Origin of the sequence: Colwellia sp. Bg11-12, from assembly GCF_014076955.1 — a bacterium.
Lineage (GTDB): Bacteria > Pseudomonadota > Gammaproteobacteria > Enterobacterales > Alteromonadaceae > Colwellia_A.
Window position 1 is genome coordinate 14489 of the sequence record NZ_JACGUZ010000081.1, and the last position, 14742, is coordinate 29230.

At 39.3% G+C, this 14742-nt stretch carries 12 protein-coding genes and 1 riboswitch; of the genes, 7 read left to right on the plus strand and 5 right to left on the minus strand.

The genetic code is table 11. The features are described from left to right. Positions 1 to 20 precede the first annotated feature (20 nt). The 6 genes from H4J39_RS17270 (at position 21) to H4J39_RS17295 (ending at position 6541) form a co-directional block, all read left to right on the plus strand. Positions 21 to 2045 (plus strand): acetyl/propionyl/methylcrotonyl-CoA carboxylase subunit alpha, encoded by a 2025-nt coding sequence (locus H4J39_RS17270; protein WP_182229662.1) that lies wholly within the window; start codon positions 21 to 23, stop codon positions 2043 to 2045. Continuing rightward, positions 2045 to 2965 carry a hydroxymethylglutaryl-CoA lyase gene (locus tag H4J39_RS17275; RefSeq protein WP_182229590.1) on the plus strand — a complete coding sequence of 307 codons (921 nt, stop codon included), beginning with the start codon at positions 2045 to 2047 and terminating at the stop codon, positions 2963 to 2965. The genes H4J39_RS17270 and H4J39_RS17275 overlap by 1 nt, the downstream gene beginning before the upstream one ends. Positions 2966 to 3030: 65 nt before the next feature. Then, positions 3031 to 3738: a CoA transferase subunit A gene (locus H4J39_RS17280; RefSeq protein ID WP_182229591.1), complete on the plus strand. Its 708-nt coding sequence runs from the start codon at positions 3031 to 3033 to the stop codon at positions 3736 to 3738. 21 nt (positions 3739 to 3759) lie between these two features. Continuing rightward, positions 3760 to 4416 carry a 3-oxoacid CoA-transferase subunit B gene (locus H4J39_RS17285; RefSeq protein ID WP_182229592.1) on the plus strand — a complete coding sequence of 219 codons (657 nt, stop codon included), beginning with the start codon at positions 3760 to 3762 and terminating at the stop codon, positions 4414 to 4416. 248 nt (positions 4417 to 4664) lie between these two features. Further along, positions 4665 to 4766, plus strand: a riboswitch (cyclic di-GMP riboswitch). A 63-nt stretch (positions 4767 to 4829) separates the two neighbouring features. Next, complete coding sequence (locus H4J39_RS17290) at positions 4830 to 5189, plus strand: DUF3718 domain-containing protein (RefSeq protein ID WP_220462247.1); 360 nt, start codon at positions 4830 to 4832, stop codon at positions 5187 to 5189. 200 nt (positions 5190 to 5389) lie between these two features. Continuing rightward, positions 5390 to 6541, plus strand: a complete 1152-nt coding sequence (locus tag H4J39_RS17295) for a patatin-like phospholipase family protein (RefSeq protein ID WP_182229593.1) — start codon at positions 5390 to 5392, stop codon at positions 6539 to 6541. Between the two features lie 32 nt (positions 6542 to 6573). Here H4J39_RS17295 and H4J39_RS17300 read toward each other — a convergent pair whose 3' ends face one another. Beyond that, the gene (locus tag H4J39_RS17300) at positions 6574 to 8541 is read right to left on the minus strand and encodes a monovalent cation:proton antiporter family protein (protein ID WP_182229594.1); all 1968 of its coding nucleotides are present in this window, start codon (positions 8539 to 8541) and stop codon (positions 6574 to 6576) included. A gap of 251 nt (positions 8542 to 8792) precedes the next feature. Between H4J39_RS17300 and H4J39_RS17305 the strand changes: the two genes are divergently transcribed. After that, positions 8793 to 9683: a GGDEF domain-containing protein gene (locus H4J39_RS17305; RefSeq protein ID WP_182229595.1), complete on the plus strand. Its 891-nt coding sequence runs from the start codon at positions 8793 to 8795 to the stop codon at positions 9681 to 9683. 22 nt (positions 9684 to 9705) lie between these two features. Here H4J39_RS17305 and H4J39_RS17310 read toward each other — a convergent pair whose 3' ends face one another. The 4 genes from H4J39_RS17310 to pntB all read right to left on the minus strand — a co-directional run bounded on the left by H4J39_RS17310 (position 9706) and on the right by pntB (position 14739). Then, complete coding sequence (locus tag H4J39_RS17310; RefSeq protein ID WP_182229596.1) at positions 9706 to 10359, minus strand: hypothetical protein; 654 nt, start codon at positions 10357 to 10359, stop codon at positions 9706 to 9708. Positions 10360 to 10380: 21 nt separating this feature from the next. Beyond that, positions 10381 to 11700, minus strand: a complete 1320-nt coding sequence (locus H4J39_RS17315; RefSeq protein ID WP_182178855.1) for a DEAD/DEAH box helicase — start codon at positions 11698 to 11700, stop codon at positions 10381 to 10383. A gap of 78 nt (positions 11701 to 11778) precedes the next feature. Further along, positions 11779 to 13182, minus strand: a complete 1404-nt coding sequence (locus tag H4J39_RS17320; protein WP_220462248.1) for a sodium:alanine symporter family protein — start codon at positions 13180 to 13182, stop codon at positions 11779 to 11781. 153 nt (positions 13183 to 13335) lie between these two features. After that, positions 13336 to 14739 (minus strand): Re/Si-specific NAD(P)(+) transhydrogenase subunit beta, encoded by a 1404-nt coding sequence (gene pntB / locus H4J39_RS17325; RefSeq protein ID WP_182229597.1) that lies wholly within the window; start codon positions 14737 to 14739, stop codon positions 13336 to 13338. Positions 14740 to 14742 lie beyond the last annotated feature (3 nt).

Consider the following 14742-nt stretch of genomic DNA (forward strand, 5'->3'; position numbering starts at 1 on the left):
TAACACCTAAAACAGCTAAAATGTTTACAAAAATTCTTATTGCCAACCGTGGTGAAATCGCCTGTCGTGTAATCAAAACAGCCCGCAGAATGGGTATTTTAACCGTTGCTGTATATTCTGACGCCGACGCCGACTCGCTTCATGTCAACATGGCTGATGAAGCTATTTATCTAGGCCCTTCGCCTTCTCGTGAAAGCTACTTATTATCTGAAAAAGTGATTGATGCAGCAAAGCGTACAGGCGCTCAAGCGATTCATCCAGGTTATGGTTTTCTCTCAGAAAATGCTGATTTTTGTCGCCGTTGTAGTGATGAAAACATTGTTTTTATTGGTCCTCCTGTTGCTGCCATTGAAGCGATGGGGTCAAAATCAGCCGCTAAAAACATCATGGAAAAAGCCAATGTGCCTTTAGTACCTGGCTATCATGGCGACGACCAATCGGAAGCTGTTATTAAAAAAGCGGCCGACGATATGGGATATCCTGTTTTATTAAAAGCGACCGCCGGTGGTGGTGGTAAAGGCATGCGTCAAGTGTGGAGCGAAGCTGAATTTAGTGAAGGATTTTCTGCCGCTAAGCGAGAAGCAATGTCGTCCTTTGGTGATGACAGAATGCTGGTTGAAAAGTATCTAACACAGCCTCGCCATGTTGAAATCCAAGTTTTTTGTGATAACCATGAACATGCTGTTTATTTATTTGAACGTGATTGTTCAGTGCAACGCCGTCATCAAAAAGTTATTGAAGAAGCGCCAGCTTTCAAAATGAGTGAAGCATTGCGCAAAGCCATGGGTGAATCAGCGATAAAGTCTGCCCAAGCTATCGGTTATCAAGGCGCGGGCACGGTCGAATTTTTACTCGACGTTGACGGTTCATTCTACTTTATGGAAATGAATACCCGCTTACAAGTTGAACATCCGGTGACTGAAATGATCACCGGCCAAGACTTAGTAGAATGGCAGCTCAGAGTTGCTGCTGGTGAAGTTTTGCCAAAAACTCAAGAGCAGTTAGTGATTAATGGTCATTCTTTTGAAGCGCGTATTTACGCTGAAGACCCAAATAATGATTTCTTACCGGCTACGGGTACACTAGACTTTTTACAACCACCAGCAGAAAGCGCGCATGTTCGTGTTGATACGGGGGTTCGTCAAGGAGATGAAGTAAGTGTCTTTTACGATCCGATGATCGCCAAACTGATTGTCTGGGATGAGAATCGTGAAAAAGCATTACAACGTTTAACAAAAGCTTTATCGGAATACCGTATTAAAGGTGTAACGACCAATATTGATTTTCTTTATAACTTAGCGACGTCAAAACCGTTTATAAATGAAGAAATAGATACCAGTTTCATTGAAAAATATGACAGTGAAATATTTCACGATAACGAGCAATCCTTAGCTGACGAATTACCCATGGCAGCGCTTTATTTAGTACTTTCATTGGCTGAACAAGCGAAAATAAAAGCGGCGACAACCACGGATCCTTTTTCTCCTTGGAATAATACCTCGGCATGGCGCTCTAACGAAGCACATAATCACCAAGTAGTACTTGCCCATAACGACATTGAATACCCTGTTACCGTTGAACAAAAGCGTCAAGGTGATCGAAGTTATTATTTAATTTCTGTCAGTGGTCGCACCGTTGATTGCCAAGGTAGAATTGAAGGCGATACATTGCATGTAAGTATTGATGGCTATCGCAGCCAAGCCACCATCGCCCATAATATCTCGAGCTCAGGTGACCAAATAAGTTTATATCGTCAAAACGGTGTTTTTAACTTTATTAACATTAAGCCTGATTGCGGCGACAATAATGCTGATGATAATCATGGCGGCCTATTAGCACCCATGAACGGTACTATGGTCAGCGTGTTAGTGAACGCCGGTGATAAAGTCGCTAAAGACCAACCATTGATGATCATGGAAGCGATGAAAATGGAGCACACCATTAGAGCCCCTGAAGACGGTACCATTGATACCTTATTTTACGCCGAAGGTGACATGGTTGATGGCGGCAGTGAGTTACTTGCTTTTACGCCAGAGGAAGTATAATGAGTTCTTTTGCTAATAATGAATTACCTAAACAAGTAAAAATCGTTGAAGTTGGCCCACGTGACGGCTTACAAAATGAAAAACAACAGATTAGCGCAGAAGATAAAATAGCCTTGATAAATTTGCTCAGCGAAGCCGGAGTCAATTACATTGAAAGTGGCAGCTTTGTTTCACCGAAATGGGTGCCACAAATGGCAACATCGAGTGATGTTTTCAATGGTATAGCGCGAAAAAAAGGTGTCACTTACGCAGCTCTCACTCCTAATATGAAAGGCTTTGAAGCTGCTGTTGCGGTAAATGCTAATGAAGTTGCCATATTTGGTGCCGCTTCTGAAGCCTTTAGCCAGAAAAATATTAACTGTTCTATTGCCGAAAGTCTCGAACGGTTTGAACCGATAATGACCGCAGCAAAACAAGCGAATATACCAGTACGTGGCTATGTGTCTTGTGTGGTTGGCTGTCCCTATGAAGGTGAAGTTGATCCACAGAAAGTCGCTGAAGTTGCTGAAAAACTTTACAAGATGGGCTGTTACGAAATATCGCTTGGCGATACTGTTGGTGTCGGTACTCCGATGAGCGTACAGAAGATGCTGCAAGCGGTAAGTGCCCGTGTACCAAAAGCTAAGCTAGCTGTTCATTTTCATGATACTTATGGTCAGGCGTTAACTAACATTTACACTGCTTTACAAAATGGCATTGCTGTTATTGACAGTGCCATTGCGGGTTCAGGTGGTTGCCCTTATGCTAAAGGCGCTTCTGGTAATGTTGCTACTGAAGATGTTGTTTATTTATTGAATGGTTTGAATATTGATACGGGTATCAATTTAGATAAATTAGTACGTGCTGGTTGGTTTATCAGTGATAAATTAGGTAAAACACCTTCATCTAAAGTGTCTAATGCGTACCGCGCACAAGCATAAATATAATAAAAAATAGCAGTGTATTATAAATACACCGCAGATATCAATTTAATGAGGATTGAATAATGGCCGGATTTGACAAAGTAGTATCAAGCTACGAAGAAGCGATGGCAGGACTTGAAGACGGTATGACTGTTATTTCAGGTGGCTTTGGTTTATGTGGTATTCCAGAGAACCTAATTAGTGAAATAAAACGTAAAGGTACTAAAGCGTTAACACTTGTTTCAAATAATTGTGGTGTTGACGATTTTGGTTTAGGTGTATTACTACAAGACCGTCAAATCAAAAAAATCGTTGCTTCTTATGTGGGTGAAAACGCTGAGTTTGAACGCCAAATGATGAATGGAGAATTAGAAGTAGAACTGACACCACAAGGCACACTCGCTGAAAAAATGCGAGCCGGTGGTGCTGGTATACCCGCTTTCTTTACAGCAACAGGTTACGGAACGCCCGTAGCAGAAGGTAAAGAAGAGCGTGAAATTGAGGGAAGAATGTATATCCTTGAACCTGCCATTAAAGGCGACTTTGCTATTATTAAAGCATGGAAAGCTGACCGTTACGGTAACTTGGTTTATAGAAAAACAGCACGAAACTTTAATCCCATGGCAGCAACAGCAGGTAAAATTACCGTTGTTGAAGTTGAAGAAATTGTTGAACCTGGTGAGTTAGACCCCGACCAAATTCATACCCCAGGTATTTACGTTGATCGCCTTATTCTAGGGTCATTTGAGAAACGCATTGAACAACGCACTGTTCGTATTGCTCAGTCATAAAATAATTTTGGAGGTTTAATCATGGCTTTATCAAGAGAACAACTAGCACAACGCGTAGCACAAGAATTACAAGACGGATATTACGTTAATTTAGGTATCGGCATTCCAACACTCGTTGCTAACTTCATTCCAGCAGGAATAGAAGTTATGTTGCAGTCTGAAAATGGCTTACTCGGCATGGGACAATTTCCCACTGAAGATGAGATTGACGCCGACTTAATTAATGCAGGTAAACAAACAGTCACTATGGCAAAAGGCGCTTCTGTCTTTGATAGCGCAGAGTCTTTTGCAATGATCCGTGGTGGTCATGTCGACTTGACCGTACTTGGCGCTTTTGAAGTTGATGTAAACGGTAACATCGCTTCGTATATGATCCCCGGTAAACTCATAAAAGGCATGGGCGGCGCAATGGATTTAGTTGCTGGTGCTGATAACATTATTGTTACCATGACCCATGCATCAAAGCATGGCGTGTCAAAATTACTCTCTAACTGTACTTTGCCATTAACCGGTAAAGGTTGCATTAAAAGAGTACTGACTGATTTAGCTTTTATTGAAATTAAAGACGGTAAATTCCATTTATTAGAGCGCGCGCCAGGTGTAAGTGTTGAAGAAATTATAAAACTCACTGAAGGTGAATTAATTGTACCCAATAATGTCCCTGAAATGAAATTTTAACAATTAAACACCACCTGTTTACCAGAAAAAAACAAAGAAGAGAGATGACTCTCTTTTTTGTTACAAATTTTCACCTCTGCTAAAAATCGCCATAATTTATAAACAATAGATACTTTTTAATTAAGTTCTTGTTTTACTTGTGAAATATAACCATAGAAAACAATTAATTTTAAATAAGTAGTCGCTCACCTTTACAATTTTGCACATTTGTCTTGCATTTAATTACTCAATTAGCAATACTAAAAGAGACAAAGAAAAGGCAAAACACGTGAAATCGTGTTACGCAAAACCACCGGTCTAAGGGATTTATGTTTTTATAATGTAGATCCTATGACAGCGGAGTCACCTCGTTATACAAGGTACATCCCGTGGTTTTTTCCTTTACTAACTAAATTTATTAAAAGGTTACTAAAATGAAAAAATTATTACTAGCTTCTACCATCACTATTTTAACACTGACGTCTGTTGTATCGGCGCCGAAAGCACAAGCATCTAACATTGCACAAAGTATTTGTCAGTATGTTGCTGCGGACGACAAAAAACGCATGCGTACATTTTTAAAAACGAATAGATTAAAAATTCGTAGTATCTTTAAAGGTATTGAGTGTAATGGACAGAATCTGTTGGCGTTTGCATCGTCTCAGGGTTCAGTTAAAACAGGTTCTTTGATGATTTCAAAATTACCAAAGAAAGTTGTCTCAGCTAACTTAACTATTTTGCAAGCCGGATCGCAACCATTGATAGACGCAGCTAACGAACGTGTTAGCAGCTAAACTTATTCTTTAGTAGACGTTATTTGTTAAACCAAGTGTACAGTTTTACTAGATAATAATTCTATGTCATTTAAAAAACCTGCTTCTGCAGGTTTTTTTTTCACCTATTTTCTTCCAAACCTATTTTTCACTCACTAAGCCCTAGCACAGCGCTATGAAACTGATTAAACTATACTCATATTAATAAAATTGCGATTTACATGTTAACCAAGAGAAATTATAAAGACAGTAAGAATGCTTTAATACTTACTGGTGGTGGGGCCCGAGCGGCTTATCAAGTAGGCGTACTTTCTGCAATATCCAAATTTGTTCCAAGAAATCATGGTATCCCCTTTCCTATTATATGTGGTACTTCTGCTGGTGCCATCAATACCACAGCATTGGCATGTTACTCGTCATGCTTTCATCTTGGGGTAAAGAAGCTTGAATGGGTCTGGAAAAACATTAATACCAGTAGAGTTTATCATAGCGACGGTATCAGAGTTTTTTCTCATTTAGCTAAAGGTATGCTCGCTAGTTTCCAAGCTGATTATGCGAATAAAAGTGCGCGTAGTTTACTAAACAATGCGCCACTTCGTGACATGCTAAATATGGTTGTTGACTTTAAGCGCATCGACGCCAATATTATACGCGGTTACTTATCAGCGGTTTCTATTACTGCATCAAGCTATAGTAATGGGGATTCAATCAGTTTTTATCAATCAGAAGAGTCTATTTCGCCATGGTTTAGGGCTAAACGTCGTGGTGAGCCTTGTCAAATTAACAGTGAGCACTTAATGGCCTCTGCTGCTATCCCATTGGTATTTCCTTCGATAAAAATTCGCCAAGAGCATTATGGTGATGGCTCTATACATCAGCTTTCCCCCTTAAGTCCAGCCATACATTTAGGTGGAGAAAACCTATTTATTATTGGTGTTGATCAACCTAAAGCCCCACTTCATAGTAAAGTAAACAACCCTCATCCACCAACAACATCGACTGTGGCTGGTCATTTACTTGATACTATTTTTTCAGATACGTTGCACAGTGACATAGAACGCTTAGAGCGAATTAACGAAACAATAAAGCTTATACCGCCAGAAGTGAGAAAAGAAAAAGATGGCTTAAAACCTATATCGTCTTTTCTGATTAATCCAAGTCATGACTTTAACGCTATCGCCGTAGATTATTTTTCAGACTTACCACTGTCTATACGTTTATTATTACGCAGCGTAGGCATTTCTAATGACTCAGAGTCGAGTATTGTGAGTTATTTATTATTTGAAAAAAACTATTGCCGCCAATTAATTAAGTTAGGTTTTGAAGATGCTATGGAGCAAGAAACGGCGATTCGAAAATTTTTGTCACTATAAAGAGTGCTCGTTATATTTGCTTAAAAGTCACCTTAGCCACCTTCTTGCACAAATCGTTCAACTCGCTCAACTCGTCTAGGCTTGCCACGAACGATCAATGTATCTTGTGCCTGAAGGATAGTCGCTCCATCTGGTTGTTCTGTTTCAACATCATTGCGGCGAAGCGCCACCACCGTAACCCTTTTTGTTGATAAGTTCAGTGATGCTATTGAGTGACCAATAGCAAAAGAATTTTCGGTCAGTATTATTGCATTTGCAAATTCAATGCGGTCCATTGCTTCAGGGCTCATGTCTGTATGCTCCCCTTGAAAAAAGCCATGTAAATGGCTGTAGTGGTCTTTACGTTCTTTTTGTACTCGGCGTATGATACGAGAGAAAGGAACGCCTGTTAACGATAACACTTGTGATACAAGCATAAGACTACCCTCTAAGCTCTCTGGAACAACTTGGTTAGCCCCCGCTTCCTGTAATGCTTGAAGTTGGTCGTCATTTCGAGTGCGTACGAGAATTGGCACATCAGGTGAGAGTGATCTAACTTTTTGAATAACCTCAAGCGACTGTTTATCTTCACCAAAAGCGATCACGACCAGTTTAGCTTGTGATAAATGAGCCGCTTGTAGCAATTCAGTTTGTCTTGATGAACCAAAGAGTACATTCTCGCCAGCGTCCCTCGCTTTAGATGTGCGTAAGGGATCTATATCTATAGCAACAAATTTGATAGATTCTTGTTTTAAAAAGCGACTCACAGTTTGACCAATACGGCCAAAACCACAAATAATCACATGATCACTTAATTCTGTTTGCTCGGGCAGTTCAGTTAAATGGTCGGTCTCTATCGGTTTTTCATTACTGAGCAGCAACGACCAACGACGGGCATTGTTAATCATATAAGGTGTTATCGCCATACTCAAAACCCCGGCACCTAATAAAATAGAAGCGGTTTCAACGGGTAGTAATTTAACCTGATTAGCTAAAGCAATAAGCACAAAACCAAACTCCCCCATCTGCGCCAGCATAAAACCTGCTGCCCACGCATCTTTAGACGCTTCTCCAGCTCGTTGTGCTAGAAAGGCAATAATGAGTATTTTCACGACCATAAAACTCACCATAACGCCGAGAATGGTAAAAGGTGAAGCGTAGACAATACCAATATCGAGCTTCATACCGACGGTAACAAAAAACAGCCCAAGTAAAATATCTCGATAGGGACGAATATCAGCTTCAAGCTGATGTTTATATTGGCTTTCCCCAAGCATCATCCCGGCAAGAAAAGCCCCTAAAGCCATTGATAAACCAAACCATTGTGTTAATGACGAAGCGACTAAGGTTACCAGCAAAGTCGTTAAAACAAACAACTCATCTGTCCTTACTTGTGCAACTAAATTAAATAAGCGTGGTAAAAGCCACTTACCCGCAAACATTAATAAAGTGACAACAAATACACCTTTTACTAAAGCAATCATAAGCTCTACAGCCATTGAGGTATCTGATTCTTGAGCAAACATAGGAATAATAATTAATAAGGGAACAACGGCAACATCCTGAAAAAGCAAAATAGCCACAGACAACTGCCCCGACTTTCGTTTCATTGCCCCCGTTTCGCTCAATTGTCGAATAACAATGGCTGTAGAAGAAAGCGCGATTATTCCGCCTATCACCAAGGAACTCGCAAATGTCTGGCCAAAAAATAAAGCAATGCCCATAAAAAAAACTAACGATATACCCACTTGTAAACTGCCGACCGCTAATACTAAGTGACGCATTGCAATTAATTTAGGTAATGAGAATTCTAAACCTAGGGTGAAAAGTAAAAAGACAATACCCAACTCAGCGAAGTGATCGTAGTCAACTTGGTCCTGCACCAACGATAAGCCATGATCTCCAACCAGCATACCTGCCACTAAGTAGGCTAAAATGGCTGGTAAATGTAAACGGCGGAATAGCCAAACGATAAGTACAGCACTTGATAGAATAGCTAAGAGTTCAAAATGACCTGTCACAAAAAATCCTTATTTTATAATGCACATCGGTAATAAGTTTATAAGAAATATATCGTTCATCTTTGAGTCTAAAACAATTATCGGTAGTTTGACAGCGGCAACTCATTGCCAGTAATCATTTGTCAAAAATTCGACAAAGTTTTTCTTAATATAAATTCATTTAATATCAATACACTAAAAAACAATAAATAAAATAAATTTTAGGTATGAAAATTGCTTAACCCTAATTGATAAAATAATCAGGTGACGATATGCAGACATTAAATTTAGTAGATAATCAGGGATTTCAATTTAACGCTTTTAAAGTGTTCGATAGTCCTGACCATGATAATTCTAATAGAAAGCTAGCGTTGATGGAACAACTCCAAACCTCATTAGAGCTTGACCGCTTACTCAATATTTTTGCGATGGAAGCAGCTAAGTATGTCGACTTTTCAGGATTATATTTTAAAAAAGGTGACATTAGCGCATCAATAAGAGGAAGTAGGCAAGGTAAAAATGAGCGTGTATTTGAATTGAAATTGAACAAAAAATTTATTGGCACGTTAACTTATGCGATTAATTCGCCGATCAGCATTACCAATTTTAAAATACTTAATGAACTACATCAGTATTTAATTCATCCGTTAAATAATGCCTTACGCTATCAAGAGGCACTGCAGTTAGCTATGCAAGATGGGTTAACTTCGTTAAATAACCGTCGGTGTTTTGATGAACAGTTAAAACGTGCCATGCACCATGCAAACCGCCAACGCAGTAAAGTGGGTTTAATTGTCTGTGATCTCGATAAATTTAAATTGATTAACGACACTTATGGACACAATATTGGTGACGAAGTCTTAATACAATTTTCTTTAGCGCTTAAAGAAAGTGTTCGTGACTCAGATAGTTTATTTCGTTTTGGTGGCGATGAATTTTCAATTATTGTTGAAGATGCCACGCTTGATTCGTTGATGGTTATTGAACAGCGGATATATAGAGCAATGACACGGGATTCTTTATTATCAAACTATCAGGTGAGCTGTAGTTTAGGGCACACATTTATGAACACAATGGATACACAAACAAGCTTCTTTAAACGTGCTGACAAAGCCCTTTACCAAAGAAAGATATTTAAAGACCGTAAACTCAGTTTAGTTTAGAAGCAATAAGTTAAAAGAAAAATTAGCCCAACTTCTCATCTTCTTTAAAATAGCGTAACGCCAGCTTCTGTTGTTCTGGCGTTCTACCAATAAGTAAGCGGCAAAACTTTACCGCCTTGCTAAATTTATGCATACCGACAACTGAGAGTGCGGCTTTAAAAATTTCTGCCGATAAATCATAGGTCTCAATAAAGTGTTCAATAGCAATATCAACACTTGGATAAGTGACACCGTCAAAGATAAACTCAGTGCCAATGTAATCGACATTTAATTCAACCCCTTCAAGTGACAATATCCACCCTTGGTAATTCAAGCGTTGTTTGGCAATTTCATACATCATCCAAGCACTTTTTTGAAAACCAACAAAGTTGCCCGTTTCAAACTCACTATCGGCTAGCTCTTCTTTAGTCCAGTTGCTGCCAATCGCTAAATCTTTTTGATAAGTTTGCGCTAAAAAGCGTTTCACATTATTACCAACAGCCCAAATAGAATGTTGCTTTGCCTTTCTTGCAAAAGAAGTGCATTCACGACAGCTAGGTACTGATAAAGGAGGATGAGAGCAGTCAAAGACGAGAAAATATTGATGTGGAAAGCCAAAAATTAATTCTGATGGCTCACCACAAAACCAGCACTCATGGCGTTGCTCGAAAGGTATGTCAACTAAAGTATGTGCCATAAGTACTACTTAAAAAGTGAATTATCTACGTTTGCCCGTAGGTGCTGGTTTGGCTTTTTTCGCCACTTTTGCACGTCGTATAGATGAAGGTTTACTTTCCTCTTTTTTACGCGCAATTAATTGGTTTTTCTCTTGAGTCGCTTTATAGCGGCTTTTCTTTAATGGCTTATCTTCTTTCTCAGCATATTGAGCAGGTAATGGGCGTTCTAGCTCATAACCTGGAACAATAGTACGCTCAAAAGTACGACCAATTAACGCTTCGATGTTTTCTAAAAATTGCTCATCTTTAGGACTAACTAATGAAATTGCTGTCCCTGACTTCCCTGCTCGGCCCGTACGACCAATACGATGTACGTAATCTTCTGCAAGGTAAGGTAGATGAAAGTTAACAACGTACGGTAAGTCTGGAATATCTAAACCACGTGCAGCAACATCTGTAGCAACTAAAACACGTACTTTTCCTTCCGTAAACTGTTCTAAGGCTTTGTTTCTTGCGCCTTGAGTTTTATCACCATGACACAATGCTGATTTGATACCATCAAGCTTTAGTTCTTTAGCGAGTATATTGGCACTTTCTTTAGTACCAGCAAAAACAAGCACTTGCTTCCAGTTATTCACACCAATCAATTCAGAGAGTAATTCGCATTTACGCGTTTCTGAAACCCAATAAACAGATTGTTTAACTTTACCTGACGTTGAGTTTTGGCGAGATACTTCCAACGTTTTTGGTGTATGTAAAACTTGTTTAGCCAGTGTTTTAACTTTATTTGAAAAAGTGGCTGAAAACATTAGCGTTTGATGTTTTTGCTTAATAACACTAATGAGTTGCTGAATATCATTTAAAAAGCCCATATCTAACATACGGTCAGCTTCATCTAAAACAAGAAATTTAACTTGTGATAAATCAACATTTCTCGCCACTAAGTGTTCAAGTAAACGACCGGGTGTAGCAACAAGTACATCAACACCTTGCTTTAACATTTTAGTTTGTGGAGGCATATTTACACCACCATAAACGGCACCGCAGCTTAGCGGTAAAAATTCGCTGTAGCTTTCGATATTACGAGCGACTTGCTGAGCAAGCTCTCGCGTTGGTGTTAAAATAAGTGCACGAATGGTTTTTGATGAATTATTATCACTCGGGATCTTAGCTAAAGCTTCTAGTATAGGTAAGCTAAAAGCCGCGGTTTTACCGGTACCTGTTTGCGCACTCGCTAACAGGTCAACACCCGAACGAATAAGCGGTATAGCTTGCTGCTGAACAGGCGTCAACGTTTTATAACCACAGGCTTTAACTGCCTTTAATAGTTCAGCCGACAACCCTATTGCATCAACACTCATATATCACCACTTATCAAAAAAAACGAAACCAAAAATTAAGGCGCGCATTCTAGCATAGATTAAAGATTATTCATCAGACTATTTTTGCCAAATACCTTTCGTTAAATTAAATCGACTATGCTCACTTTCACTTGGCTTATAACTTGGCAATTTTCCTTGGTTATGTTGCTGGTGATAGTCTTGAGTAATACTCACCACAACTTTAGACAAGAGTAATAAAGCCGTGACATTTACAACTGTCATAAGCCCTGTTGATAAATCTGCTAAAGCAATAACTTGCGGTAAACTCGCTACCGAACCAAAAATTAACATCGCCAAAAATCCACAGCGTAAAAACCAATGCCCAAGTGGATTATCCATATTTAAATACTTCAAATTATTTTCAGCATAAGCAAAGTTGGCAACAATTGAGGTGAAGCCAAACAGTAAAATGGCGATAGTAATAAAATCGCTACCCCATGCGCCCACTTGATAAGCTAACGCTTGCTGAGTTAATTGTATCCCTTGTGCATCGCTACCCGTTTCTTTAAATAATAAAATAAGGAAAGCGGTACAAGAACAAATAACAATGGTGTCAAAAAACACAGCAAGCATTTGTATATAACCTTGTGAAACAGGATGTGGCGGATAGGGAACGGCAGCTGCAGCAGCATTAGGAGAACTCCCCATCCCCGCTTCATTAGAATAGAGCCCGCGTTTTATCCCCTGCACAATTGCTGCGCCCACCAAGCCACTTCCTGCTTCTTTTAAGCCAAAAGCAGAAGCGATTATGTCACTAATAATGCCAGGAATTTTTTCAATATTTAAAAATATAACCGCTAGACACACCAATAAATAGGCAAGCCCCATAAAAGGTACGGTTATTTCCGCAAAACGTGCGATATTTTTCAAACCACCAAAAACAATAAAAGCAGTCGCTATCGTAATAGCAATACCGGTAAATAACGGATTAATACCAAATGAACCATCAAAAGCACTGGTAATTGAGTGTGCTTGCACTGAGCTAAAAACAAATCCATAACCAAAAAATAAACACAGAGAGAAAGTCACGGCAAGCTTTTTGCTTTTTAGCCCTTTACTCATGTAATAAGCAGGACCACCACGGAAATTTCCGTTGCTATCTTTTTCTTTATAAAGCTGCCCGAGGGCACTTTCTGCAAAAGCAGTTGCCATGCCAACTAAAGCAATAAGCCACATCCAAAAAACAGCACCAGCGCCACCTAAGGTTATAGCAACCGCAACCCCCATTAAGTTTCCTGTACCCACACGAGCAGCAAGCGATGTACATAGGGCTTGAAAAGAAGAGATACCATGGCTGTCAGTTTTTCGACTAAGCCTAAGTAACGTGAACATATGTGTAAAATGAGTTATTTGTAGGCATTTTAATCGCCAAGTAAACCAAATACCGCAACCAGTCAGTAAATAGATAAGGATACTTCCCCATAAATAACCGTTGATTGTTCCTAACCATTGTTCTATCAAAGTATCTTTCTCATCGTTTAATATTGTTGTTAATTATCATAACAAACAAAGTAATAGTAGCGTTAGACTCTATTAGTGCTAAGCAAAAAAATAGTGCTAAGCAAAAAAAACCAGTGAAAGATCACTGGTTTTTGTTACTCAATCTAAAGTTAATTACAGCGCTTTAAATATTTTTTCAACAGAGTCTTTTGCATCACCAAATAACATCTGAGTATTTTCTTTAAAGAATAATGGGTTTTGAACCCCAGCATAACCGGTACTCATTGAACGTTTAAAGACAATCACTTGTTTGGCATTCCATACTTCTAGCACCGGCATACCAGCAATAGGGCTGGTTGGATCTTCTGCAGCCGCTGGATTTACCGTGTCATTTGCGCCAATCACTAAAACCACATCAGTTGTAGGGAAGTCATCGTTAATTTCATCCATGCTAAAAACAATATCATAGGGGACTTTTGCTTCTGCTAATAAAACATTCATATGCCCAGGCAAGCGCCCTGCAACAGGATGAATAGCAAAACGCACATCTATCCCTTTCGCTTTTAACGCTTGAGTCATTTCATAAACAGGATATTGCGCTTGCGCTACAGCCATACCATAACCTGGCGTAATAATAACGGATTTAGCTCCGCATAACATATCAGCCACAGCCTCGGCATTTATTTCAATGTGATCGCCATAATCAGTATCGTTATCGATAACAACATCGGTACCAAAACCTCCCGCAATGACACTAATAAAAGAACGATTCATCGCCTTACACATAATGTATGACAGTATTGCCCCTGATGACCCCACCAAAGCGCCGGTTACAATTAACAAATCGTTGTTAAGCATAAAACCTGCGGCTGCGGCTGCCCAGCCAGAATAAGAATTGAGCATAGAGACAACAACAGGCATATCAGCACCGCCAATTGAAGCAACTAAATGCCAACCAAAGACAAGTGCAATAAAGGTCATCATGTACAATGGATTAATAGCGCCATCACTTTGAACAAAGCTAATAAGTAAAACTAAAGTAACAATACCTGCTATTAAGTTTAACTTATGACGATGTGGCAACATCAGTGCTGAAGAGCTAATAACACCGCGTAATTTAGCAAAAGCAACAATTGACCCCGTAAAGGTTACCGCGCCAATAAAAACACCTAAGAATACTTCAACTAAATGAATGTTGGTCGCCATTTGTTGGGTGTCGGTTAGGTTAAACGCTAATGAATGATCCATTTCAAAATAACTGTTATAGCCAACTAAAACAGCAGCTAAACCAACAAAGCTATGTAAAATAGCAACCAGCTCTGGCATTTGTGTCATTTCAACTTTTTTAGCTAAATGTAAACCGATAAATGCGCCCACTGACATGGCAATAAATATCACTAAAACATTATCGACACGTGGATCAGCTATAGTTGCAATTAACGCCACCGCCATACCGGTGATACCATACCAATTGCCTGTTTCAGCCGTTTCTTGCTTACTTAACCCCGACAAACTAAAAATAAATAATAATGCGGCAACAATATAAGCTGCGCTAATTAACCCTTGAGAAAATTCCATCAA